Origin of the sequence: Nonomuraea sp. B19D2 (genome assembly GCF_040137845.1) — a bacterium.
Taxonomy (GTDB): Bacteria; Actinomycetota; Actinomycetes; order Streptosporangiales; family Streptosporangiaceae; genus Nonomuraea.
The window spans coordinates 318,490-342,996 of sequence record NZ_JBEFAK010000007.1 but is presented as its reverse complement, the minus strand read 5'-3'; the positions used below and the strand labels follow the sequence as shown (position 1 = coordinate 342,996).

Annotated in this window: 17 protein-coding genes and 1 pseudogene; 6 read left to right on the top strand and 12 right to left on the bottom strand. The window is 64.1% G+C overall.

The annotated features are described in order from the left end of the window. Nucleotides 1-59: 59 nt before the first annotated feature. From ABN273_RS16770 to ABN273_RS16745, 6 genes and pseudogenes are all read right to left on the bottom strand, one after another. On the bottom strand, nucleotides 60-2,387 hold the full coding sequence (locus tag ABN273_RS16770) for a lantibiotic dehydratase (RefSeq protein ID WP_349449772.1): 2,328 nt from the start codon (nucleotides 2,385-2,387) through the stop codon (nucleotides 60-62). Between the two features lie 33 nt (nucleotides 2,388-2,420). Next, a complete protein-coding gene (locus tag ABN273_RS16765) occupies nucleotides 2,421-2,822 on the bottom strand; it encodes an NUDIX hydrolase (protein ID WP_349449771.1) in 402 nt (133 codons plus the stop codon). Next, complete coding sequence (locus tag ABN273_RS16760; RefSeq protein ID WP_349449770.1) at nucleotides 2,810-3,241, bottom strand: hypothetical protein; 432 nt, start codon at nucleotides 3,239-3,241, stop codon at nucleotides 2,810-2,812. Before ABN273_RS16760 ends, ABN273_RS16765 begins: the two co-directional genes overlap by 13 nt. 46 nt (nucleotides 3,242-3,287) lie before the next feature. Next, a pseudogene (locus ABN273_RS59475) lies at nucleotides 3,288-3,443 on the bottom strand (hypothetical protein); the annotation flags it as partial. A gap of 291 nt (nucleotides 3,444-3,734) precedes the next feature. Then, a complete protein-coding gene (locus tag ABN273_RS16750; RefSeq protein WP_349449768.1) occupies nucleotides 3,735-4,661 on the bottom strand; it encodes a TauD/TfdA family dioxygenase in 927 nt (308 codons plus the stop codon). 215 nt (nucleotides 4,662-4,876) lie between these two features. Beyond that, nucleotides 4,877-5,734, bottom strand: a complete 858-nt coding sequence (locus ABN273_RS16745; RefSeq protein ID WP_349449766.1) for a class-II aminoacyl-tRNA synthetase family protein — start codon at nucleotides 5,732-5,734, stop codon at nucleotides 4,877-4,879. A 316-nt stretch (nucleotides 5,735-6,050) separates the two neighbouring features. Between ABN273_RS16745 and ABN273_RS16740 the strand changes: the two genes are divergently transcribed. The 6 genes from ABN273_RS16740 (at nucleotide 6,051) to ABN273_RS16715 (ending at nucleotide 18,303) form a co-directional block, all read left to right on the top strand. Beyond that, on the top strand, nucleotides 6,051-6,206 hold the full coding sequence (locus tag ABN273_RS16740; protein WP_349449765.1) for a hypothetical protein: 156 nt from the start codon (nucleotides 6,051-6,053) through the stop codon (nucleotides 6,204-6,206). 713 nt (nucleotides 6,207-6,919) lie between these two features. Further along, nucleotides 6,920-8,200, top strand: coding sequence for a lysine N(6)-hydroxylase/L-ornithine N(5)-oxygenase family protein (locus tag ABN273_RS16735; protein WP_349449764.1), 1,281 nt, complete (start codon nucleotides 6,920-6,922; stop codon nucleotides 8,198-8,200). Between the two features lie 43 nt (nucleotides 8,201-8,243). Beyond that, nucleotides 8,244-8,918 carry an FMN-binding negative transcriptional regulator gene (locus tag ABN273_RS16730; RefSeq protein ID WP_349449762.1) on the top strand — a complete coding sequence of 225 codons (675 nt, stop codon included), beginning with the start codon at nucleotides 8,244-8,246 and terminating at the stop codon, nucleotides 8,916-8,918. 147 nt (nucleotides 8,919-9,065) lie between these two features. Beyond that, on the top strand, nucleotides 9,066-14,873 hold the full coding sequence (locus ABN273_RS16725) for an AMP-binding protein (protein ID WP_349449761.1): 5,808 nt from the start codon (nucleotides 9,066-9,068) through the stop codon (nucleotides 14,871-14,873). A 47-nt stretch (nucleotides 14,874-14,920) separates the two neighbouring features. Further along, a complete protein-coding gene (locus tag ABN273_RS16720) occupies nucleotides 14,921-16,783 on the top strand; it encodes a hypothetical protein (protein WP_349449760.1) in 1,863 nt (620 codons plus the stop codon). After that, nucleotides 16,783-18,303, top strand: coding sequence for a phosphopantetheine-binding protein (locus tag ABN273_RS16715; protein WP_349449759.1), 1,521 nt, complete (start codon nucleotides 16,783-16,785; stop codon nucleotides 18,301-18,303). Before ABN273_RS16720 ends, ABN273_RS16715 begins: the two co-directional genes overlap by 1 nt. Nucleotides 18,304-18,419: 116 nt before the next feature. On the opposite strand, the gene ABN273_RS16710 is transcribed toward ABN273_RS16715, so the two are convergent. From ABN273_RS16710 to ABN273_RS16685, 6 genes are all read right to left on the bottom strand, one after another. Beyond that, nucleotides 18,420-19,169, bottom strand: coding sequence for an alpha/beta hydrolase family protein (locus ABN273_RS16710; protein WP_349449757.1), 750 nt, complete (start codon nucleotides 19,167-19,169; stop codon nucleotides 18,420-18,422). A gap of 47 nt (nucleotides 19,170-19,216) precedes the next feature. Beyond that, the gene (locus ABN273_RS16705; protein ID WP_349449755.1) at nucleotides 19,217-21,667 is read right to left on the bottom strand and encodes a non-ribosomal peptide synthetase; all 2,451 of its coding nucleotides are present in this window, start codon (nucleotides 21,665-21,667) and stop codon (nucleotides 19,217-19,219) included. A 198-nt stretch (nucleotides 21,668-21,865) separates the two neighbouring features. After that, nucleotides 21,866-22,678 (bottom strand): phytanoyl-CoA dioxygenase family protein, encoded by an 813-nt coding sequence (locus ABN273_RS16700; protein ID WP_349449754.1) that lies wholly within the window; start codon nucleotides 22,676-22,678, stop codon nucleotides 21,866-21,868. A 30-nt stretch (nucleotides 22,679-22,708) separates the two neighbouring features. Continuing rightward, complete coding sequence (locus tag ABN273_RS16695; protein WP_349449753.1) at nucleotides 22,709-23,713, bottom strand: LLM class flavin-dependent oxidoreductase; 1,005 nt, start codon at nucleotides 23,711-23,713, stop codon at nucleotides 22,709-22,711. Then, nucleotides 23,673-23,996 carry a phosphopantetheine-binding protein gene (locus ABN273_RS16690; protein ID WP_349449752.1) on the bottom strand — a complete coding sequence of 108 codons (324 nt, stop codon included), beginning with the start codon at nucleotides 23,994-23,996 and terminating at the stop codon, nucleotides 23,673-23,675. The genes ABN273_RS16695 and ABN273_RS16690 overlap by 41 nt, the downstream gene beginning before the upstream one ends. 7 nt (nucleotides 23,997-24,003) lie before the next feature. Then, nucleotides 24,004-24,411 (bottom strand): acyl carrier protein, encoded by a 408-nt coding sequence (locus ABN273_RS16685; RefSeq protein WP_349449751.1) that lies wholly within the window; start codon nucleotides 24,409-24,411, stop codon nucleotides 24,004-24,006. Nucleotides 24,412-24,507 lie beyond the last annotated feature (96 nt).

Sequence of the window (24,507 nt, the reverse complement as noted above, 5' to 3'; positions counted from 1 at the left end):
ATGCCCTGCTCAAAGTACTGACGAATAACAGGAACCTGCGGGGCCCGGTCCGGGTCGCCTCAGCAGGCTCGCTCGGTGACCACCATGCGCAACTCCGATGTGTATCGTTCGCCGTCTCCGTCGGAGAGCCAACACTCCTGCGGGGCCGGCAACATCTCGGTGAAGGTGATGTCGCCGTCCGAGCCGTCCTTGGCCATACGTCGGATCGTGCTGGCCAGGCTGTTGATCAGCGGCAGGCTCGTGAAGTCGACGTACGCCGGCTTGGTCTCGATGGAGACGGAGTAGAACGCTCGCCGAGGCAGGTTGTTGCGGGCCACCCACTCCCGCATCTGCAAATAGCGGAGCTGTTCGTTCAGTTCGCCGCGGACCGCCGCGTAAGCCCAACCGCACTCGCTCGGCGAAAGGCGCCAAGACTCCCGAGCGACGACGAGCCGCCCAATGGACACACGCGAGCGGTGCGGCTGTTTCGGCAACATCCGGAACGCGTTCACCGAGACCATGGACAGGTAATCGCCGAGAACCTCGGACAGCGGATAGCGTCGGTCATCGACATCGCTGCGAACCATGAGCGTTTCGTCAACCCGGGCCACTGTGAGGGCGCCCAGAGGAATCACGTCGCCTGGCACGTGGGACACATCGTCGGCGCCGCGGCTCCAGTACCTGTAGCGCGGCGACATCAGTGACGCGGGCATGATGGTCCGGGTGAGATCATCCCAAGCGCGAGGAACGATCAGTACCATCCGCTCGTCGCCGACGGCGGCATGAGTCATCGCCAGAAGGCGATCCGGGTCGGGGTGCTGGTCGGCGAACGTCTGGATCTCGACCGTGTTGTGCGTCATGTGGAGCTCTCCCAGCACGAACTGGTAGTCGCCACGGCCGATCGCGTCGATCGATTCAGCCCCGAGCAGGACATCAGGGGAATGCTGCTGCCCACGCGCCCACGGTGGCGCCGATGCAGCGAACTCGGTCCGGACCTGGTCAGCGATCTCAGCGGGCTCGACCCGGTACCGCTGCACCCCGTCGGGGATCGCCAGGATGCCCGCCCAGCGCCGCTGCAGCTCCTCGACCGCATTCTGAACGAGGGGCGGAAGGTCTCGATCCAAGTAGAACTCGCGGGTCGCCAACGCCAGCAGCCGTGCCAGCGGAACTTCGGCAGTGCCGAGCAGGAGGCAGGCTCGGTCATATAAGGCGTCGAGCCGGCTGAGGTAGTTGCGCGCGATACGGGCAGCGAGCCAGCGCACGCTGTCCAGGACGAGTGAGAGCGGCTCGCCCAGTTCATCGAGCATGTCGCCGCTCAGCGTGACAGTGCCATCGCGGACAGTGTCCTCGTAAACCGTTGTTCGCGCACCGTACGTCTTCCCGTGTGAACGGACGGCGCTGTTGCCGGTGAGCTGCTGAAACTCGACGTGCAGCTTTTCCAGCGCGCCTCTGAGCCGGGCCGGATCGCCGGCAGTGGCGGCGACATCGTTCTTCGCCCGGATGAGCCGATCGAGATCGTCAAGGGCCCGCTGTCTGGCTTGCGGCTCCGGCACCCGGGCCAGCCGGGCCCGCAGGCGCTGCTCTGCTCGGGCTTCGACAGGTCCCTCGAAGTCAAGCCGTAACAGGTCCCGGTCGCACAGCTCGTCGAGAAGAACCAGCAGCTCCTCCTCGTCGATCGCCAGGTCCTCGGCGATCTCCCGTACCGTGCGCACTCCGTCGCATCGCTGCAGTACGGCGGCGGTATCAGCGGAAAGCGGCACCCGCTCGCCGCTCGCCAGTACGACGTGGTCGTCGTGGAGTCGGTGGGCGGGCACCCGGCGCGGGGGAACACCATGCCGCAGCTCGGGCCGCCTGGCCAGGGCCGCACCCACCGCGTCGATGGCCCATACCTCGAAGGAGACGCTGCGTCGACTCAGCAGAGACGGCCCCACGAGCAGCGACGGCCGGGGAGCCGTGGCATCCCACTCGGCCCAGCCCACCGGACCGAAGAACCCTATCGAGTCGTTCTTCGTGGTGTACCGCTGCAGGTAGTTAGCGATCGCCATCTCCCGCCGGCGCACTGCGCTGTCGCGACCACCAGGCTCGGCTCCGCCCCTGTCGAGGCAGGTGTCGAGGAAGTGAGGGTTCTGCCAGGTGACGGCTTCACGCAGGCGCGGATCGGTAGCGACGGATTGGACGGCGTCAGCGACTCGGGTCAGCGCCGCGGCGAACTCGGCTTCGTATTCGGCCGCACCATCACCCTGGGCCTGATCGGCCTTCGCCTTTATGCACTGATCTGCAGCCAAGGCGAGTTGCGGATCGCTGATCGCCTCGACTTGGCGGACTGGGAACCCCGCACCTCTGAGGACCATGCCACGCCAGATAGACCATCGTCCGCCCGGCAGGCGGAGAAATTCAGAGGCAGTCACCGGGGCCCCTCCTCAAAAGTGCGCCAAAGAGCGTCAAAGAAGACTTCCTTCGCGGGAAAGGTAATCGAAGATCACCTGGTCGACGGCCGATACGCGATCCCGATCCGCATAAGTGAGCCAGACGATCTCTGCGATCTCATGGCTGGGCGCGGGCGTTCCCTGATAGTCGGCGGAGTAACACGTCATTTGCACCATCGTCTCGAACGAGTGACCGTGGGCCTGAGCTTCGAAAGTTCCCACATATCTGGCGCTCGACGGAATGATCGCGACGGTCAACTCCTCGCGAATCTCCCGGACGAGAGTATCGATATCCCCCGCCCCCGCCTCACGTTTCCCGCCAGGGATGTAGTACACATCTTTGCCCTTGGCACGAGTACTTAAAATCCTACCGTCCACCACGTTTATCCATGCGATCTTGTCGATTACGTGACCCACAGCCTCAGAACCATTTTCCAGCCGTGACGGGTCATCGGTATCGGCGACTGGTCAAGAGCGCCGTGGTTCAAGCGTTGCGCGGTCTCGTGACCGCGGAGGAGATTGTTCTCCATGCGGACCAGGCTCCGTGCCCCGGCCAGCCTCGCCCCGCTCGCGAGCCCCACCGCGGTCGCTTCATCGCCGCACGGTACGTAGGGAATTCGGCGGCGGGCCGCCGAATAGCGATGCAGGGGATTGAGCAGGGAGTCGGGAGTCCCGGTGATCAGCCGGACGCCCGCCTCGGCGATCGCCGCATAGGCTTGGCCGGCGGTCATCAGTGCTGCTCGGCCGTCGAGAGCAACTCGACGATGATGTTCGTGTAATTGGTCGTACCGATGTTTTTGAGAGATGCGCCATACCGGCTTGATGGTAGACCGCATCTCCGATCTCGTCTCCCGGAATCACGGTCGAGTCGACGTTCACCGTCTCCGTCTGGCCTCCCTCGACAACGACGTAGACGTAATCACAGGGATGCTGGTGAATTGCGGTCTGCTCGCCCGGCGCCAGCTCCAGCAGCCAGAGACGAACTCGATCGCCCTGATACAGAAGCTTGGTTCCGACCTGTTCGATATCGCCCCGCACGACTCCTCCGGAAAGGTGATCATCTTGCTGTCATACCGTCTCGACCTTATCGATCACACACTTCCTGAGCAGCACGGGATCGATTTTGCCAAGGAAAAGCCAGGACCGTGGCGCTGCAGTACGCGCGGTTTCCAGGAAACACCTGGTGCTGCAGCATGTTCGTCGGTCGCCGGCCATCGAGTGGGAACACCCGGCCTTTCTGTAATTACGGCTGGTGCGAGTATGCAGACTCGTCGGCAGTACTAGTACTGAAACCTGCCAGTATTGCCCGGTAGCCGGAGTCCGCCTGACCTACGACAAGACGGATAGAGGCACGGGATCGCCCAGGTAGGTGAAGAACAGCGGGTTCCCCTTATAGGGCCGACGGCCCTGTGCGGTGAGGACGTTGTCCGCGACGATCAAGTCTCCCGCCTGCCATCGGACGGCTGCGGACGTTTTGGCATAGGCGTCTTGGATGGCAGACACCTCATCCTCGGTCAGCGGAGAGCCGTCGCCGTAACCGGTCTCCATCGGGATGTCCGGCCCGAATGCCCGCCGCAGAACCGCCAGGTCTCTCGGCTGTAAGCTCGCGGAGTTGAAGAACGCCGCCTGATTGAACCAGCACTCCTCACCCGTCTTCGGGTGGACCACTGTCGCCCGCCGCCGGCGGACCGTGCGCAGTCCGCCGTTGGACACCCAGTCGTGATCGATTCCGATCTGCGAGAACAGCTCGATCAACGCGTCGTTGGAGTCGACGCCAAAAGCCTCACGCCACTTCATGCCGAACTCTTCGCGGAACACTCGCGTCAGCGTCCAGCCCAGTTCCTGGAAGCGGCGCGCGAGTTCGTCCGGCAGGTGGTGCAGCAGCTCGCGCGAGTCGGCGAGGCAGGCCTCTCCGCCCGCTTCGGGCGGGCGCACGCACGCGGTCAGAGCGATACTGGGGACGACCGCGCTGAACGTCTCCTCCTGGTAAGGGCACAGTTCGCGCTCAGCCGGCCACTCGATCGGTGAAGCGACTCCGTCACCGTAAACGGTGCGCTGACCGAACAGCTCCGTCGCCCGATACGGTTGCACGCCGAGGATTTTCCTGACGATCGTCAGATCGCCGGGTTCGCGGATGGGCAGGCCGCGAATCAGGGCCGCGCCCCTCATCCGAACCGTGCTGCGGATATGGTCGGCCGCGTCCAGCAGCCAGTCGAACGCTGATTCTCCAGGGCTCAGGATGGTCGGGGGCATCATGGTGACTCCTCGGTCGCGAATCGGCATCGAAATCGGCAGGTCGAGAGCCTGATCATCGGGATCACTACGGAGATCGACGACGCTATCAACGCCGGAAAGGGAAGTGCCCTGGTCGATGTCAGCACGACCATGCGTGACCGAATCCTGAGAGAGCAGCTTGTCCAGGTGGTGATCTTATTGGAGTTGATCGTCCCTTCATCTGCACCGAGCGCCTTCTACCGCGACTCGCTTGTGGGAGCACCGTCGCGCTCGGCGTACGCCACCGCGAGCGCGATGCGTTCCAGCCCGAAGGCGACACAGGCGCTGTGTGCCGGACTGCCGTCCGGCAGCTCTATCCCGAAGATCTCACCGAAGTGGTCCTTGTGGCAGTTGGCTGAAGCCACGGCCTGCCTCAGGCCGTCGGCCACCGGGGCCACCAGTTCGAACTTGAGCGCTTGGGCACGCTGGTTGACGGAGAGCAACTTCGCCCCGGGGCCGAAGAACGGGTCGGTGGCCGTCTCCGTGGCGACGTCGAGTCCCAGGCTGGTCAGCCAGTCCGCGACCCGCTGCCGCCAGCGATCGCGAAACTCCACGCAGGCGTCCGGGGTACCGACGAATACCAGCTCACGCATGCGGAACGACCGGAACCGTCCTGGCTCGACGGTCGCCTCGTGCCGGTAACAGCACGCCTCCACGGCGAAGCGCGCCGGTGCGGTCAGCGTCGTACCCGCCAGGAGCGGGTAGATGTGATAGCACGCCGCGGGCGTGAGCACCACGTCGGCTATTTCCTGGCGATCGTGCCACATGCCGCCCGAGACCGCCTCAGCCCGCCGGGCCAGCCATTCGCTCGCGTCGCCGCCGAAGTTGTGCACAGAACCGAGCAGATGCGGGAACTCGCGCACGTACCCGGACCGCTCGACGACGTCACGGGGGAGCACCGGAGGCGCGGTGAGCACCGTCAGATCCTCGGCCGCGGCCAGGTCATCGATGTCCGTGCGCAGGCGTGCCAGCACCCGCTCGAACTCTGCCGGAAAAAGCGCCACTCCAGGCGCCGCGGTCTGCAGCGGGAGAGCTTGTCGTGCATCGTTGATCATCAACTTTTCCTTTCGGGGCTCACAGGGGAAGACGCGGCATCGTGGACATCGCCGTTCAGCCCCTACGTGTGCGGATGGGGAGCCGCCCTACACTTTGTCCGCGCGATACTCCTCCAGGGCCTCGATGTCGCGCGTCCGCTGCAGCGGCGAGAAGAAGGCCCACAGCCCCGCGCTACATGTCCGATCATCGCGATCCACAACGTTTCGCGGATGCCGATCTGCGAGCCGAGCACTCCCCCGATCGCGGCGCCCAGCGGCATCGTCCCCCACACGATGAAGTGCACACTCGCGGTCATGCGGCCGAGTGGTTCCGGCGGTGTTCGGTGTGCAGCCCTGGCGCACCGAGGACGTCAAGAGCCAAGCCCGGCTGACAGAGGGAAGCGAATCCGATGCTGATCACCTGGCCGCGGCGGCCGCGTTTCTCGCCGTACGCATGAAATCGCTCGAGCGATTACTGAAACCTCGTCCCTGAACCTCATAAAAGAGAACGCAGCCCAACTCGCCATTCCCCGCAGCCCTCGCAAAGGGAGCCAAATGTCGACTTGACCCTGATCTTCGAACGGCAAATGCCGACCGTACGCCGTCGGATTGGGACTCTAAACCCCTGATGGGGCATACGCAACAACCCTGACATGCCCAACCTCGTGGATGTTCGTCGCTTCCTTGGCGACGCTCGCCTTGGCGGAAGGCCTGGCCTTGCCCGGTCGCGCGGCGCTTGCGAAGGACCCGGCGGCGCCTGGTTTCCCTCAAAGACCTGGGGCTATGCGGTGAGTCGATGCGGTCGCCCGCATCCCTCCGGCCCTGGGGACACATCATCACCGGAAGAGGAATCGAGCCGAAGGTCGACACCCCTGACCGATGTCAGTACTGGTGGCGGACATCGACGGATAATTTGATCCGTGCCTCGCGACTGCACACGCGAAGCTCCCCGAATTGGACTGCAAGCTGCCGTCGATTCGTTCGCGGCAAACACCGAGTCGACAGTTACCGCATCAGCAATCGAGTATTTTCGGCGCGACCGACTGGCCATCCCAGCCGTGTTCTTCAGTCATGCACATTCGCAGCAGGACCACAGCTGGCTCCGCGGCTCGTCGGGGGCGACCGGACCAGCCAGGCCGACCGTGTTCCCCCCTGTTCGCTGACCGGATTGGATGAACAATGAGCCAGAGTTATGGGAACGGGAGCATGGACGCCGGCGCGGTGCTCGATATCGCCGGAGTCGGATTCGGGCCCGCCAACCTCGCGCTGGCCATCGCTCTGGACGAGATGGACTCAGCCGGCAGAGCGGTCACAGCGCGATTCTTCGAGGCCCAAGAGCGCTTCGGCTGGCATCGTGGCATGCTGATCGAGGGCGCGACGATGCAGGTGCCGTTCCTGAAGGATCTGGTCACCATGCGCAATCCGACCAGTCGATTCTCGTTTCTGTCGTTCTTGCACACGCGCGGCAGGATCGTCGACTTCGCCAACACCAAGACGTTCTTCCCCTTGCGGACCGAGTTCCACGAGTACTTGGCATGGGCTGCCGAGCAATTCGAGAACTGTGTCTCCTACCAGTCCGAGGTGGTCGGGATCAGGTCGGCCACGGGGCCGGGTGATGTCGAAGCCGTGGACGTCTCGGTGCGGGTAGGCGGCCGCGATGGAACGCCGCGGACTCACCGGGCCCGTAACGTGGTGATCGCAGCGGGCGGGCGGCCGCGGATGCCGGAAGGTCTACCGGAGTCCGAACGGATCTGGCATTCCTCCAGGCTTCTTGACGGCGCGCAGGCCATCGCCGGATCGGAACCGTCGTCATTCGTGGTCCTCGGCTCCGGTCAGAGCGCCGCCGAAGCCGTCGACTATCTGCACCGCGAGTTCGCAGATGCCCAAGTGCATTCCGTGCACTCCCGATATGGCTACAGCGTCGCGGACGACAGCGCCTTCACGAACGCGATCTTCAACCCCGAGGCCGTCGACCATCATTTCGCGGCTTCCGAGAGCGTGCGGCGGTCATTGCACGCCTACCATGCGAATACCAACTACTCGGTCGTGGACGAAGGTCTCATCAGCCGGCTGTATCAGACCTCATATCTCGAATCGGTGACCGGGCGGCGTCGCCTCCACTTCCATAAGGTCTCGCGACTGGTCGAGGTGACCCACGCCGGGGACCGCCTGCGCGTGGTGATCGAGTTCCTGCCCGACGGGAGCACGACCACGATCGAGGCTGACGCGTTGGTCTGCGCCACCGGTTACCTGCGAGCCGATCCGGGATCTCTGCTGGGCGACCTGCTCCCCCGCTGCCGACGGGACGGCCAGGGCCGTCTGCTCCTTGACCGCAACCGCCGGGTGGCGACCGACGAGTCCGTGAAATGCGGCATCTACGTCCTCGGCTATGGAGAGCATTCGCACGGCCTGTCCGAAACCCTTCTGTCGCTCACGGCCGTCCGCGCCGGCGAGCTGGCCGAGGTTCTGACCAAGGAGCTGGTGTGACGACGAACCGTGAGTCCGCGGCAGGCCAGGTGGAGGTAGGCGGATGCTGATTCCCCCGATATACCGGGTGGACGGGGAGAACTGGGCGGTCGAGATCGTCGACCGGCATCCGCTCGCCCTTCTCATCAGCAATGGGAAGACGGTTCCCGAGGCAACTCAAGTGCCCATCGTCCGGCGGCCGGCATCCGGCGACGATCAGCTCACCGGTACCAGCCTGCTGGGGCACATGAACCGGGCGAACCCGCATTGGGCGACCCTGGCCCACGAAACCGCCGCAAAACTGATCTTCATGGGACCCGGCGGCTACGTCTCACCCACGCTGTACAACACCGACGTGGCCGCGCCGACATGGGATTTCGTCACCGTACACCTACACGGGACGGTGACGCTCGCTGCGAGCCTTGACGAGACCCTGTCCGTGGTGATGACGACGGCACGAACGCTGGAAAGCCGATTCGGCTCAGGCTTTGATTTCGAAGCCTCGCATGACTACCACAGCTCGCTCGCACCCGGTGTCGGCGCGTTCTCCTTCCATGTGGAGAAGGTGGAGGCGATGTTCAAGTTCAGCCAGGAGAAGAGTCCGGAGATCCAAGAGCACGTCATCGCCTGGTTCGCGGACGGTAACGGCGGTTCTTGCACTGACATAGCCGGCACGATGCGGAAACTGGGTCTGGGAAAGGCGTCGAGGAAGAAACGGGAGCCCGGCTCAGCGAGCTGACATGACCCGGCACGGACCCTCCGCCCCTGATTCTGACGCCGATCGCGACCCATGGTCTTCCAGGACTCCATGCAGACGCTTCGCCATCGGTTCCCACGACCTCCCCGCTTTGGTTGATCGTTTGACACATCGAGAGAGGCTGCGTAAGTGACTGGCGCCAACGATGGAAGCCCCGCCGCACAGTGGCAGTGGGATCTGAACGACGGGGATCCCGTTCCGGAGGAGTGGAATGCCACAACGGTTCCTTTCGACGAGCTGGCCACTCTGCCTGATCTGATCGAGAGGGCTGTCGAAGCAGACCCCGAGGCCATCGCCATCGAAACCAGCGACGGTGCTCGTACCACCTTCGGGCAGCTATGGTCGCGAGCTCAGCAGCTCAGCAATGCGCTCACCGCGGAAGGGCTTGGACCCGGTCACTACGTCGGCGTCCTCGTCGAGCATTCGGTCACGGCCATCGTTGCGATCCTGGGCGTCACGTGCTCCGGTGCGGCCTATGTGCCTCTCGACCCTCGGTGGCCCGCATCACGCGTGGCGGAACCGATAGCACAACTCCAAATCAACTGGATCATGACCAGTCGGCGGCATGCGCGCCTGGCGGAGGAGGCGGCATGGATCGCCGGCCAGGACACGCGTCTGATGTGCCTGGACGCCGCCCAGCATCCTGTTGACCACCTGGAAGAGTCGAGCACGCGTCTTCTCTGGGATGAGATCGCCGCGGATGAGGACCCGCTGCGCGCAGCCGGATTCAATCAGGGCCGGAGCGAAGAAGGGTTTGAGCGCGGGGACGTCGCCGTTTACCTGGAGCACGTGCGCGACCTGGTGGCTTCAGCCGGAAATCCGCGCTCCGTCTTGGAGATCGGCTGCGGATCCGGGCTGCTCGCAGCTGAGCTCGGCGGACTGGTGGCCGAATATGTCGGGGTGGACCCGTCGCCGGTCGCGATAGAGCGCTGCCGGAGCGCGATGTCCGGCTCGCCTGCCATCACGCACTTCTCCACGGGGTTCGCGCACGACATCAGGGAAATCGCCGGTGAACGGCGGTTCGATGCGGTCCTCATGTCCAGCGTCACGCAGTTCTATCCCGGCCCTGATTACGCCCGGAAAGCCATACTCGACGCAATCGGCCTGGTTGTCGAAGGCGGAGCCGTCATCATCGCCGATGTGATCGACACGGAAAGCGAGACCGGAGCAGGCCACCTGCGACTGCCGCGTTCCTGGTTCCAGAAGCTCGCCTCGGAGACGACGACTCCGGTCGACGTGGAGATCGTGGCGAGGAGCGGCGACCACTGGCACGGCTCACTCGCCGGACGATACGACGTGGTGATCCGTCGGGCGCCCTCGTCCTCCCACGCTCCGGCCCATGACCCGAAGCCCAGGGTTCTGACATGGACGGCCATCGAGCGATTCCGTGATGTCCGCGAACTCCGCCGCACATCCTCGAGCGATCCGGCCTACGTGATCTTCACGTCAGGGTCGACCGGCCGCCCTAAAGGGGTGCAGGTATGCCACCGGAGCGTCGTGAACCTTATCGAATGGGTCAACAGAACCTATTCGATCTGTCCGGAGGACCGGCTGCTGCTCGTTACGGCCTTCACCTTCGACCTCTCCGTGTACGACATCTTCGGGATTCTCGCCGCAGGCGGCACGATTCGCATCATCAGTCCGGACGAGATGGCGGATCCGGATCGCGTTCTGGACATCCTCGATCGGGAGAAGATCACTTTCTGGGATTCGGCTCCTGCTGCACTCAGTCAGGTGATGGCCGTCGCCGCGGGCCGTCAACCACCTCAGAACCCCAGCCTGCGCCTGGTCTTCCTCAGCGGGGACTGGGTGCCGCTCGCTCTCCCGGATGACATCCGCAGACGGTTCCCCGCTGCCCATGTCGTCGCACTCGGGGGAGCGACCGAGGCGACCGTCTGGTCGAACTATTTCGATGTCGGCGAGGTGGCCGCCGACTGGCCGAGCATCCCGTACGGGCGGCCCATCCAGAACGCCCGCTATTACATCCTGAATAGCGATCGCACCCCTTGTGCCATTGGCCAGCCGGGTGACTTGTACATCGCCGGCGTGCCGGTGGCCATGGGGTATGCCGGCGACAGCGAGCTGACCGAAGCACGGTTCATGCCCGACCCGTTCGCATCGGACCCGGCATCTCGCATGTATTTCACCGGTGATCGCGCACGCTGGACCACCAACGGTACGATGCAGTTCCTCGGGCGCCTTGACGACCAGGTCAAGATTCGTGGTTACCGCATCGAGCTGGGCGACGTCCAGGCAACGCTGAACAGAATAGAAGCGGTGGCGGACTCCGCTGTTCTGACGGTCGAGGGGGCTGACGGCAAGGAGCTCGCCATCGCCGTGGTGTACGCACCGGGCAAGGCCCTGACGACGGTTGCTCTGCGTAGGGAGATGGCAGCCTCATTGCCTCCCTATATGCTTCCCGATCACATTCTCATGCTTCCCTCGCTGCCTGTCGGACCCACCGGAAAAGTGGACCGGGACGCTCTGGCCCAACAGATCACCGGTGGTCCCGCGCAGCGTCAGCCGAGGACGCTGGCCCCTACGGCCCGAGACGATGCTCCCGGTCAAGCTGCCGACGTGGCACGGACGCGAGTTCTCGACATGATTCGCGACGTAGTCGGTGACCAGAGGGTGAACATCGACGACTCGTTCCTTGACGTCGGTGGTCATTCACTGGCGGCGGCCCGTCTCCGGAGCAGGATCGAGCTGGAGCTCGGCAGCATCGTCCGGGTCAGTGAAATCCTGGGGTCGACCAGCGTCGGCGAGCTTGCGGACATGATCGCCGGCGGTATGCGGGTGGCCGGCGGGCCAACGCCCCTCACCGCCTCGGATCGGGAATTCTCCGTCTCCCATGCGCAGGCACGCGCTCTCTACGAGATCGCGTCGGCACCTTCCGTGCCCGCGTACCAGAATCAGGTCGCCATCCACCTGCCCGGCACGCTCACGGAACAGGAGATCTCAGCGGCTCTCGCTGCCGTGGTGGCGGCTCATCCCGTCCTTCGCTCCACTTATCGCCCTGGTGCCGAAGGCTGGCGAGTCGTCATCGGCACCCCATGGGTTCCGGAGTTCGAGGTCGTGGATCTTCGCCGCGCCGACCGCACGGCCGGTGGCCGGCCTGCCGAACTCGACATGTTGCTCCGTGAACATGGCCGGATCGACTGGGATCTGGAGAAGGGCCGGCTCGTTTCCTGGCGTCTCTTCCGCATATCCGATGACGAGCAGGTACTGAGCCAGGTCGAACATCACCTCATCCACGATGGATGGTCTCTGACCCTTCTGTTGAGGGACTTCGTGCGTGCCCTGTCCGGGTCCGATCCGAGCTCCTGGAAAGCCCGGGGCCTCGAGTACGGTGACTACGTCGCAGATGAGGTCACGCGGGTCGAAGCCCTTCCGGGGTCACCGCAACTGGCCACCTATGTCGATCGGCTCGCTGACGCTCCGCAGCTTCCGGTGGCTCCACCGTTCGACTTCGAAACCTCATCCGTAGACCTCGCCCCGGCGCCGGCGGACTCCATCGACATCGTCATAGAAGGTCAGGAGTGGGAAGAGCTGCAGGCGTGGGCTACGCGGCAAGGTGCCACCGGCTTCGAACTCTTGATGGCCGCTTTTCTCTGCACACTGCACGAAATCTCAGGTGAAGAGGACCTCGTCATCGGGTCGGCGGTCAGCGCCCGTCCGTCGGGTTTCGAATCCACCCTGGGCATGTTCGTCAACACCGTGGCCGTACGTTCCGAGTGGTCCGCCGCATTCCCCGCCTTCCTCCTCCGGGTCAGAGTCGCGCTGCGCGACGCTCTGGACTACGAGCTGATCCCCTATGACACGATCCTGGAAGCAGTTCGCCAAGCAGAGGGAGAGCGACGCGCTTCGCTCTACCGGTGCATGTTCAGCGCGCACAACGCACCGCTACCGGACACGCACATACCGGGTCACGGAACGGCGCTCGTCGAGTACCGGCAGAACGGCACGACCAAGTGTCCTCTGGACGTTCTGGTTCTCCCCAAGCAGGCGGGCGCCGACCCTATGGCTCCCGATGGATCCGTCCGCCTGGTATGGGAGTTCGACACCTCCTTGTACCAGCTAGAAACAGTGCGGATGTTGACGGACATGTTCCGCCAAGGCCTGTCTCGGCTGGTCCGTGAGATCAGGAACGGTACGGTAGCGCAGGACTGGCGGTGGCCTTCCCCCGATCCTGCCGTCGTCGTAGGCCCACCCCCTCAGTACCACCACATGAGGATCGAACCTCGTCGATCTTCAGCCCCTGCTGTCATCGCGATGGAGTCCTACGCGACGCAGGAGCACTTCGCCATCCTGCTGAGTGCCGCAATACGCGAGCTGAACGTTGCCGGAGCAGCGGCCGGAGAAGTGGTGGCCGTCGACATCGGGCGTGATGCCGCCTATTGCAGCCGAATGGCCGCCTGCCTTGAGCAGGGTGTCGTCTTCATGCCGGTCGACCCGCTCGCTCCGGCAGCACGATTGTCGTCGATACTGGACTCTGCTCATTTCCGCTGGTCATCGGACGGAAAGCTGACCCGCCTGCGCACCGCGCACGACCTCGCGCTGCAACCCGGCGACGCCTACGTGGTGAGCACCAGCGGCACCACGGGTCAGCCGAAACGGATCTCAGTCGGCCGCCGGGCCCTGTCCGCGTATATCGGTGCATTCATGAACCGGCTGCAGTTGACCTCAAGCGATGTGGTCGCCGGTTCCAACTCCCTCCTCTTCGACGCATCCTTCGAAGAGGCGCTTCCCATCCTCTCGCTCGGCGGGACGCTTCTCCTGCTGGACTTGTCCGATGGCATCCCGGGGATGCTGCGACAAGTCGGATCACATCAGGCCACGGTGCTGGACCTTCCGACGGCATTGTGGGCTGTTCTAGCGGATCATCTGGAGCAGCGCGACGAGAGGTTGCCCGGCAGCGTAAGGGCCGTCGTGATCGGCGGAGAAGCTTACGACGCGGCTCGGGCCTCCAGATTCGTCCGCCGGCATCACGGCACCGTCAGCTTGCTCAGCACTTACGGCCCTGCCGAATGCGCCATTTCAGTTACCTGCCATGAAGTACGGGGACATGAATCCGAGCACGATCTGCCCCAGCTGGGCGCTCCCATCGGAGGCGCTACGCTATGCGTTCTCGATGACGATGGGACCCTCGTCCCCTTTGGCCGTCCCGGCGTTCTGGGAATCGCGGGCGTTCCGTGCGGAGACAGGCTTCGTGACCTGGTTCGCGTAGATGGGGTGGACTCCCCGATCTATCCGACCGGCGATCTCGTACGGATCAGGCAGAACGGGCGTATCGATTTTCTCGGTAGGGCCGACAACGAACTCAAGATACGCGGTTATCGTGTCTCGCCCGAAGAGGTCGAGCGTGCGGCCGGAGCAGTCCCCGGCGTTGGTGCGGCGGCCGCAGTCGGTGTCCGGAACCCCGCTGGAGACCTGCGTCTCGGCTTGGCGGTGGTGACGAACCAGGAGTGGACGGGAGAACGTTCTGCGCGGGGCGTGATGCGCGAGGCCATGGCGCTTCTTCTTCCCGACTACATGCTGCCCGACGCGGTCATCGTCGTTGAGCGCCTTCCCGTCAACGCTCATGGGAAGGTCGATTACAGAACTGTTCGCTCGCTGCTCGCTTCCCACCTCTCGGAGGAAAGCCGTACGAGCGAGGACGGGACCGAGTCCGGCGGGCAGTCCATCGTCATCTCGGAAGGCGCGGCCTCTTCTCCCGCTGAGGAGCAAGGCGTTCTGCCATCACTGTGGAAACGGGTGCTCGGCCCGGAGGCCCCTCTGCAGGTCAGTTTCATCGAGGCAGGCGGGGAATCTCTGGCGGCGATGCGGCTCGTGGCTGCGATTGAGGCTGAATTGGGGATTCGGGTGAGAGTCCGGGATGTCCTGCAGGCAGCGGGTTGCCATGCGCTCGAAAGCAAACTGTCCACGAGCTCCCGCTGACACCGCCCTGCGCGGCAAGGGCTTGTACTAGCACGATTGGGGAGACGATGTCGGATTCGAAAGCCGTTGTCCGCTGCGAGGACGCCCTCGGCTACGCACGGCTGGCCGCGTCATGGCAGCCCGGCGTTGCCTTCCCGGTCATGACCGGGCCCTCACTCACACGTTACGAGAACGTGCTGCGATCCGAGGGCGCGGTCGAGTTGCCGGAAGTGATCGACGCTTCCTGGCCCGGGGTGGTCGTTTCCCTGGGCGACCCGGTGGCCCATGCTGCGGCAGGGTTGCTGGCGAGCGCGACCTCGCGTCCGCATCACCGCGTCGACCCGGCCGACCTGTACGGTGTTCTCGATGATTTCGCGGCGGTTCCCGTCGCTCTGGTCGCGACCGCAGCCGACGCCGCGCGGCTCGGCGACTGGCCCGGTATCCGGCATCCTCGCTTCGGTCTCGTGACGAGCCGAACGCAGGAGTCGCTGTCCTGCCTGATCTACCGCACGCTCACACTGAGCAGCAGGGCAGCGGCGGATGACATAGCGCTGATCCATCCCACGGCGGTCGGCGCGGACCAGGCTGATGCTGTGGCACTGGATGAGTTGCGCCCTTTGCTGCAACGTCCTGGCAGGGCCCTTCAGGTGCTCACTCACGGACACGAGTGCTGCCTGTTGCTGGTTGATGGGCTCGTCTGCGGCAGGGGAACCGCCGCACCGCCGGTGGGAGCCGACCTCGCAGCGCGCACGAGGATGCCGTCGTGCCTGCGCGGTGAAGGCTGCTTGCGCCAGGAACTCGGAGATGAGGACCGGATCGCTGCATCGTCCATAGACGTACAGCTCGCGTTTCTGCAGTCCTGCGACTCGATCTCGGTCGGCAACAACGCGCACCCACTGTCGGTCGGCGTCGCGCTGGGTTTCATGGAGGGCACGACCGTCGCCGTCGTCGGCACCGTGGGATTTCACATCGCTCAGCGGCCGCTCTTCGATGACCTGGCGGGCGCGATCCATGGCGGAGCTCGTTTGGGTGAGGCGGTGGAGACTCTCAACGCGGTGGGAGGAGCGAACAGGGAATTCACCCAGTTCGGGCTTCTGGGTGATCCTTCGTTGCCGGTCGGCCTTCCCGCGTCACGATCGGCTCAACGGCGTTACTCGACTGTGCGGGAAGCGGACCCCGCCGACGAGGAGTTGAGCACGCAGCAGGTGATCTTGGGCAGACTGCGTTCTCTGCTGTCCCTGCACCTGCCCATTGACGAACGTCGTCTCGGCGAGGTGGAGCGGGCTATTCGCCGAGGTCTGCTCGCGCGTGGAAGCCGGCAGCTCGACACGCTGCGCGAGGTACGGCAGAACATCGATGAGATCCAGGCCGCCACAGTGCACGAGCTCCTGCGCGAGATTCACGGCACCTGGTGGGGGATCTTAGGCACCAACGCACGCGCGTTCCGGCAGGTGTCCAGTACGCCGGCCATCTGCCCTGCGTGCCGTCGCGAGTCCGCTGTCAGAGTCGAACTCACCCATCGTCTGCCCGTGGATTTGACGATCTTCGCCGTACATTGCCGGCGGTGCGGAGACCTCTCCTCGTCCACGTCGGCATCCCCCGATTACGAGATGGCCGCCGACCATGTCGTCTACGCACCGAGGCTGCGGGACAGCGAGCTCACGTGCACTCTGATCAGCGAGCGGGACAGGCCGATCCACGGACAGGCCGGCTTCGCCTTCGTCGCCGGAGGAATCGGTGACCTGCCGCAGGGGCGATCACGACCTGTATCCGTCGGCCCCCGCGGCACCCAGCGAGAGAGGTGGCGCTTCCGTCTCGGCGAGCACATACAGGCCGCCGAGCGCTCTGCGATTGTGGCCGTCCTCATCGAGGGCGAATACCGATGCGCGAACGTCTTCGTCAACACTCTGCCCCTGGATCGTGAGGATTGATGGATCGGACAACCACGCCTTCCCATGTCTTCGCCGCTGACGAGTGGAGCGACCCTCCAGAAGCAGTCGCGCAGATGCTGCTCGCCGCCCAGATCGCACCGCCTTCGGGATACATGCTCGAGGTACGGGCCGAGGCCGTCGGCATCACCGTTGACAACGTGCGTGCCGCCATGGCGGCTCTCACCGGCCGCTACCCGGAACTCGGAGCAAAGGTGGCCACGCAGGACGGACGGGTTCGCTGGTGCCGGGATGAGGCGGCCGTTTCGGACAGGGTGCTCTCGGTGGTGCGGCTCGACCCCGACCAATCTCCGAATCGGACCTTCGACCAGCTGGCCATGGCCGCCGACCAGGCGTCCGGGAATGCGCTCTTCTCCCTCGTGCTCAGCCCCGCGCCCGCGCGCATGTGGCTGCTCTTTCGTGTCCATCACGCGATCGTCGACGGGTCGGGGCTGGCTGCACTGATCGACGAATTTCTGGAACTCGCTCAGGCAGCGCCCGAAGATACGGTGGCCCAACGACGCGTCAGCGCGTTCGTCCGGACACCGGTCGCCGAGGCATCCGAGACGTGCCGCCAAGAGTGGCTCAAGCAGATCGCCCTCTTGCCCCCGCCCTGGTCGGCGTCGGACGCACGGCGCTTCGTCTATGACCGCACAGCAGCCATCATGCAGACCACTCTCGACCGGCAGAGGTTGGATGAGACCGCGCGGGCGCTCGGAGTTACGCCGATAGCGGTGCTGATGGGCTGCACGCGAGTGGCTGTGGCACGCCGTTTCCAATGGTCGCTCGACCGTGTCACGGTTCCGCTGACGGATGACGGCGACGCCCTCCTGGCCATCCGGCCGCTGCCCGTCATCCATCCCCTGTCAGTTGCGCGAACCGTACAGGCGGAGATCGGCACGTCGTTCGACGCATTACTTGACTCTCTCGATCGAGGCGCCCCACCCGCCGATCTGGTGGGCCGCCTCACCAGCAGCGCCGTACCAGGCATGCCGGACTGCCTCTTGACCGTCAATGACCAGCTGCGCATGTCACCGTCGCACAACGGGCTCGTGCTCCATCCCGGTCCTCACCGCGGCGCTCATGGGTTGCTCTCGGCCGAGCTGACGGGCGATATATTGCGGCTCTCGGGTCATCCGGCCATCTTCACCCGTGAAGATCTGGCGGGTTTCGCCGATGAGCTGGCCGCGGTACTCGAGGACCTCGACGGTCCTGCGGTCTCGGCCGGAAGCCGGCTCGGCCCTGTGCCCTCCACCACGTCTTCCCCCGTCGCCGCAGCCGAACCGGCGCGGGCGGATGGGGATTACCTCGAACGCTGCCTCAAGGTCTGGCGGGAACTGTTCGGCACCGATGTCGAGCCGGATGACAATCTCTTCGCACTGGGCGCCACGTCATTCATGTGCGCTCGTGTGGCGGCACGGCTCAGGACCGCTCTGGCGCTGCCGGTGACCATACGCGTTCTCTATCAGCATCCGACAGCACGCGAACTAGCCGGTTGGGCGACCAGGGCTGACAACCCCTAGAGGGATGCCTCCGGCCAGGTGGGTCAGGCTCCGTGAGGGTGCTCGACCCCTGGCCGGGGGCAGCGATAGGGTGACGCCTTTTGCGCCGCCTTACCAAGGAGTTCGGGAGGTGGTGCTCAATGCGACTTCACGAACGCCGACACCGCCTCAACGGTGTCCGGATGGCGCAGCAGATCCGCTCTATCGCACTTCACTCGAATCAGCTGCGTTTGAGAGGCACCCTGCCACGGCCCGCAGTACGGATGGCCTTCGGACGCGATGTGCAGAACGCCTCCTCCCCATGCAGGCCGCGCGGAGTGGTACGCAGATACAAGATAGATGAGATAGTCGAGCATGGACCGCATGATCTGTTCGTGACAGAAGACGAGCTCCTCTTCGCTGAGGTCGTCTGCGGCCAGGCTCTTGAGCACACGATCGGACAGGTCTTTCTCGAGAACGCCGACCAGCGCGCGTGGATCGTCCAGAAGGTCCGACAGCATGGACGCACTCAACGGTGCGGTGGACACTTGCCCGTCCGCTTCGGCGACACACGCCGAGTACCCCTGCCATAGTGCGTCCGCGCCACAGGGGTCGGCATCGAAAAGCACCAGCGGCACTGGGCCGGCGCCTCTCTCCACCAGCAACTGCGCCATTTCCTGAGCAATCGGCGCAGCCGCGCAATAGGCAAGTATGGCATGCACACCGTCGCTCGCGAGAGGTGACATGGAAAGCAGGTCCAGAGCATAGTCTCGGGCAGTGAAACGGACGGGAAGCGAGTCCCCCATCAGCGGTGTCAGCTCGATGCCGAAGGGTGACAGGTTCAGGTCGGCTATTCTCGCTTCAATCCGTCGTCCCGGATAGTCCAAGCCGAGCAGTCGAGTCGTCATGCTATCTCGATCTCCGCATCGTGATAGGTGACTCCCAGCATCAGGTGTCACGGGCTCTTGGTCGCCTTTCGCGACAGGATCTCACTGAGACCCGATATCGTCGGATCGATGGAAAACGTTCGTGCGGAGATCTCCACGCCGAACATGGATTTGACGCGATGCAGCATCTTCAGGGCTTTGAGCGAATTTCCGCCGACCGTGTAGAAGCCATCTTCACATCCGACCCACGCCAAGCCCAGTACGCTTTTCCAAAGCTCAGCGAGTGCTATCTCCATGGAAGTGCTCGGGGTGGTCCCTCCGGCCCTCGCCGCTCGATCCGCGGGTGTCGGAGCAGGCAGACGACGCCGGTCAAGCTTGCCTGAAGGACCGAGCGGGAAGGAATCCATACGGACGTAGGCCGACGGCAGCATGTACTCAGGTAGATACTCGCCGGCGTGCGCAGCCAGGACGTTCACAGAAGGCTCATCACCCACGAAGTAGGCGATCAGCTCGTCTTCATCTGCACTGTTCTTATGGGCTGTCACAGCACAGCTGCGAACGCCTGGATGACGTTCGAGAACCGCTTCCACCTCTCCGACTTCGACTCGGCCTCCACGAATCTTGATCTGGGTGTCGGACCGCCCGAGGAACGAGATGATTCCATCCTCGTCGGTCATCGCGAGGTCGCCGGTGAGATAGATCAGCTCATCCGGGGAGAGCGGGTAAGGATGAGGGACGAATCGCTCGGCGGTGAGCTCCGGATTCTTCTGGTAGCCCGTGGACAACCCTCCGATCCCGGCGACTCCCAGCTGCCCGACGACTCCGGGTGGCACCAATCTCAGCGCATCATCGAGGACGAATAGCCGATATACCCCCATCTGCTTACCGATCGGGACACCGTGCACGGAATCGTGCTTCGTACCCGTCCAGGCAGCAACCTCCGACGTCTCCGTCTGCCCGTACAGGTTGTGAAACTCGGCACTGAAGTGCTGAGTGAAGCGATCCAGAAGTGAGCTGGAGACAGCCTCTCCGGAGACCCAGACCCACCGAAGGTCGGGATACGACTGTGGTCGCGCATAGTCGAGGAACGCGCTCAACATGGAGGGTACGAAATGGGCCGCGACGAGGCCACGCGTGCTCAGCAGCCCGGCCAGATAGTCGGCATCGGCCTCACCGCGAGGCAGCGCCATGTGAATGGTCGCACCTACACTGAGCGGCGCGAAGATCTCCCAGATCGCCACATCGAAGATCAATGGCGTCTTCAGGAGAACGGACTCACCCTCCTTGAGAGGGAACCGCTGTATCAGGGATTCGATACGTCCGGCAGCACAGCGATGATCGATGACGACGCCCTTGGGCTCGCCGGTCGATCCGGAGGTGAAGTAGATGTAGGCGGTGTCGTCCAGCGCGACCTCGACCGCCGGCGGACGAGCGTCCGAGCCGGTGTCATCGGCATGGAGAAGGGTGACCCCAGTGCCCTGCAGCAGCGAGTCGAACTGCTCGTCGGTGATGATCGCCGCCAGCTCGCCACCTGTGACGATCGATTGGATACGGGCAGCAGGCAGCCTCGGGTCGAGCGGGACGAACGCGGCGCCCGCCTTCAGCGTTGCGAGCACGGCGACGATGAGTTCCGGCGAACGTTCCATGCAGATGCCGACGGCATGCTCGAGACCGATTCCCGCACCGGCCAGCGACTGCGCCATACGGTTGGCTCTGCGGTCAAGCTCACCGTAAGTGACGGCCACGTCCCCGAAGTGGATCGCCACCCGGCCGGGATGATCGCGCGCGGCTGATTCGAAGGGCTGGTGGATCGGCTTGAGATGGGGATAAACATCGAATGTCGCGTTGATGGCGGCTGCGCGCTCTTCCTCCTCATCGCCAGAGAGCATGCGCAATTCATCGACGCGCGCGTGAGGCCGCCTCACGGCATCCTCGAGCAGCGCGTGGAACGATCGCCACCACCGATGGGGGCTGATACCGGGAAGTGAATGCCGGTCGCAGTCCAGTTCGAGCAGGATCGCCACTCCCCCTGACCTCACTGCACAGGTGGCGCCTGACAGTTCCGCCGCGCCAGAGCTTTGTAGCGGTTCAACGGACAGGCCGGGAGGTGCTACGCCCGGATCCCAGGTGTCGAGGTCGGTGACAGCGAACCTGAGAGGGACGTGATGGAGCCACCCCTCATCCGCATCGGCATGCGCCTGCCGATGCTCGACCACCTCGTCGAACGACACCGCCGTCTCGGCGAGCAGGTCCTCGAAGGTGACTCCTGAAGAGAAAGCCATGCGGAGCGGAACGGTCGCAGTGTGGCAACCGATGACGGAACCACTGAGAGGTGGGCGTTCGTCGAGCACAAGACCGATGGTGACCGGGTCCTGGCGGCTGTGCCGATACTGTGTCGCCGCGAAGGCCGAGAGAAGAACAGCAGAGTCCGACGTCCCGTGACGCTCGGCCAGGAGGCGCAACGCATCGGCGGTCGCAGGGTCGAGTTCACGGCTCTCCAGTGCATATCGCGCATTCATCTTCGTCCTCGATTCCTCCTCGCAGCGGCAGCCCATCGACGCGTGCTTGCCGCTCTGCCTGTCGGGCGAGCATCTCTGGGGAAGGAAGCACACCGCTGGGTCCTGAATCCGCCCGATCTTGGCGTCGGAAAGTCCTGGAATGGACGCAGCGGGTCCGTCCCGCTCCCCAAGGAGGCCCGGCTGGAACGTGATGCCGTTCTACGACACGGGGGCGATCAGGGTCCCCTCAAGGGGTTTCAGGGGCGAGAACTCCCGGCCTACCAGCCATTCAGGGCGGGGACTAGGAGCGGGGAGGGCGTTACTGACGGCGTTGTAGCTCAAGAGCAGTAGGGATCGATCGATCGGAGACATGTTCTGTGCCGATCCATGGGGGATGCTGCAGTGGAACCAGAGCAAGGAACCCCGCGGTCCCTTGGGGGCGACAAGACCGTGCTGGTCGACCAGCACTTGCATGCGCTCTGAACTTTCGAGCGAATACTTCAGCTTGTTCGTCAACGTTGACTCCCAACCGTCATTTTTGGCGGCGGTGGGGATGAGCCCATCCGAATGGCCGCCGGGAACAACGATCAGGGGGCCGTTGAACTCCGTCACCTCGTCGAGGAAGACAGCGACGGTGAGCGCGCGCGGTTCCGGCATCTGATCCTCGTTGTGCCAGAACATGAAGTCCTGATGCCATCGCCAGATCTCTCCCTGGAAGGCGCGCTTCTTGTTGATTTTGAACTGATGGACGTACACGTCGTCATTCAGCAGCTGTCGAGCAATGCCGAGCACTTGGGGATGGCGGACGAACCGAGCGAACAGCTCACTGTGCATATGGGAGCCGTGGACACGGTAAGGGAGCCCGGTGTCGGCCTCGACCGTGCGCCTCGGCGTATCCTGTGCAAGCTCTCTCTCGGCTTCGCTTTTCAGCAGCTCGACGTCGCCCGCTTCGAGCACGCCGGGCTGAAAGATGAATCCCGCTCGATGATAGTCTTCGATCTGCTGGGGAGTGAGCAGGTTGTCATTCTGCACTTTTGCCTCCATCGAGAGTTGGCTGAGGCTTCACGAACGGTTCTCCGTGTACTTTGACCAGGCCAGACGCAGCACCTGAACCGAGTGGAACAGGTCGTCCTTGCTCGAAGCCTCGTCCAGGATGAAAGTCGAGGCGCCGAGTTTCATATACTGCAGCAGAAGGTTCGCCGTCTCCGCATAGTCGCCGACTATGTACGGGCAGAACGTTTTATACGCCCGAAACGGGTACATCCAGTAGCCGCCTATCGGGGCGCTCATCTTCATGGCATCCTCCGAGAGCCGGCGATGCCAGTGGGATTCGACCGATTCATAGGCGAGATCGTGAAACTCCTCGCCAAGCCGATCGACGGGGAAGCGCTCGTAGGCGAGCCGCCATGCGGTGCTCGAATCCTCTCGAGCGATGATGCCCAGCCGGAAGCCGCCGTCCGCGAGCAAGGACTCCTCGGCGTACTCCTGCGGCTCCCGTGGATAGCTCAGCCGTGTCGCACCGAGCTCCTTCTGCACGCGGATGCAGTCGTCCGAGCTTCCTGATACGAAGATGCGCGGCTCCAGGCCGGCGACCGGCGGAGGGGCCGGTCGGAGCCCGTTCAGCTGGTAATACTCGCCGGCGTACTTCAGCGGCCGTGCCGCTGAAGTCAGCTCGGCGATGATGGCGCCGAACTCCGCCAGCCTGTCATATCGCTGCCTGTGGTCCAGGTTGCAGCCCATCTCTCTCAAGTGCCTGGAAAAACCACCGGCCACCAGGTTCAAGCCGACGCGCCGGCCGCTGCGGGCGGCTATCGAGTTGATGCTCTTCGCGACCGACATCGGGTGCTGGTACACGGGATTCACGGCAATCAGCGGGACCAGGCCGCGCGACTTCTCCAGGACCCTGTTGGCGACGATCCATGGATCGAACGACGTGTTGTCCGAAAAGATCAGCATCCCGGCACAGCCCAGCTCTTCGGTCCATACGGTGATGTCGTCGAGATGTCGGAACGGCTCTTCGCGAGCTTCACCCATTAGCCATGGGGCCGAGGTGTAGATCGTCAGCATGAGTTCGCTCTCGGTATGCGATGTCGGTGCCTGACGCTCGGTCTGCTAGGAGGCTGACCAGCGACCAGAGTGCCCCAGGCGTGCTAAAGCTTTCAAACTTCAGCAGGTCCTCAGGAATCGAGATCCCGTACGCTGCTTCGATGTTCAAGAGGAGATTGACGGCCGCGAGTGAGGTCAGGCCGGCGGCCCTGGTGTCCAGATCCGCGGTCAGTTGCTGGTCGTCCGGCAGATCACGCAGCGCCGCGCGCAGCAGCGACTCGAAGCGCTGATCCCAGGTGTGCACGCTCGACTCACCTCTGTGACTTGAGCGGGGAGGCGCCGAGGAACACCGAAAGGCTCTTCGGCGTCGTGTGCTCGAAGATCTGGCGCAGGCGGACGTCCACGTCCATGACCTCGGAGACCCGGCCGATGATCTCGAGGACCTGCATCGACGTTCCGCCGGCCTCGAAGAGATCCGAGTTCTCGTCGAGGTGCTGCGGGCTGAGAACCTCGCGCCATATTTCGATAAGGGCCGTCGTGCGGTCCGCTTCGTTCTCGTATTCGGCCTTCATCTTTGGAAGCTCCTCAGAGGGACGGCGCTGGGCGACCACCGACTGCAGCCGGAAGATCAGAATCCGGATATGCTGACACTGAATGTGCCTGACGGGCGGCGACAATGCATCGAATAGTAAGTCATGCGGCTCCGCCCCGATCCTCATGGATGACAGGGAACCCGACCGCAGGCCGTGTCACTCGGCGCTGGTGACCATGTGCCATACTCAGCGGAGTGACAAATTCCTGGAACGCCGCAGCGG

Excerpts from the sequence above, each read along its gene's own strand:
- ABN273_RS16720 (WP_349449760.1), top strand. The coding sequence starts at position 14,921 with ATGTCGGATTCGAAAGCCGTTGTCCGCTGCGAGGACGCCCTCGGCTAC.
- ABN273_RS16695 (WP_349449753.1), bottom strand. The coding sequence starts at position 23,713 with ATGCTGACGATCTACACCTCGGCCCCATGGCTAATGGGTGAAGCTCGC.
- ABN273_RS16685 (WP_349449751.1), bottom strand. The coding sequence starts at position 24,411 with ATGAGGATCGGGGCGGAGCCGCATGACTTACTATTCGATGCATTGTCG.
- ABN273_RS16715 (WP_349449759.1), top strand. The coding sequence starts at position 16,783 with ATGGATCGGACAACCACGCCTTCCCATGTCTTCGCCGCTGACGAGTGG.
- ABN273_RS16735 (WP_349449764.1), top strand. The coding sequence starts at position 6,920 with ATGGACGCCGGCGCGGTGCTCGATATCGCCGGAGTCGGATTCGGGCCC.
- ABN273_RS16745 (WP_349449766.1), bottom strand. The coding sequence starts at position 5,734 with ATGATCAACGATGCACGACAAGCTCTCCCGCTGCAGACCGCGGCGCCT.
- ABN273_RS16705 (WP_349449755.1), bottom strand. The coding sequence starts at position 21,667 with ATGAATGCGCGATATGCACTGGAGAGCCGTGAACTCGACCCTGCGACC.
- ABN273_RS16730 (WP_349449762.1), top strand. The coding sequence starts at position 8,244 with ATGCTGATTCCCCCGATATACCGGGTGGACGGGGAGAACTGGGCGGTC.
- ABN273_RS16760 (WP_349449770.1), bottom strand. The coding sequence starts at position 3,241 with ATGCGGTCTACCATCAAGCCGGTATGGCGCATCTCTCAAAAACATCGG.
- ABN273_RS16710 (WP_349449757.1), bottom strand. The coding sequence starts at position 19,169 with ATGACGACTCGACTGCTCGGCTTGGACTATCCGGGACGACGGATTGAA.
- ABN273_RS16750 (WP_349449768.1), bottom strand. The coding sequence starts at position 4,661 with ATGATGCCCCCGACCATCCTGAGCCCTGGAGAATCAGCGTTCGACTGG.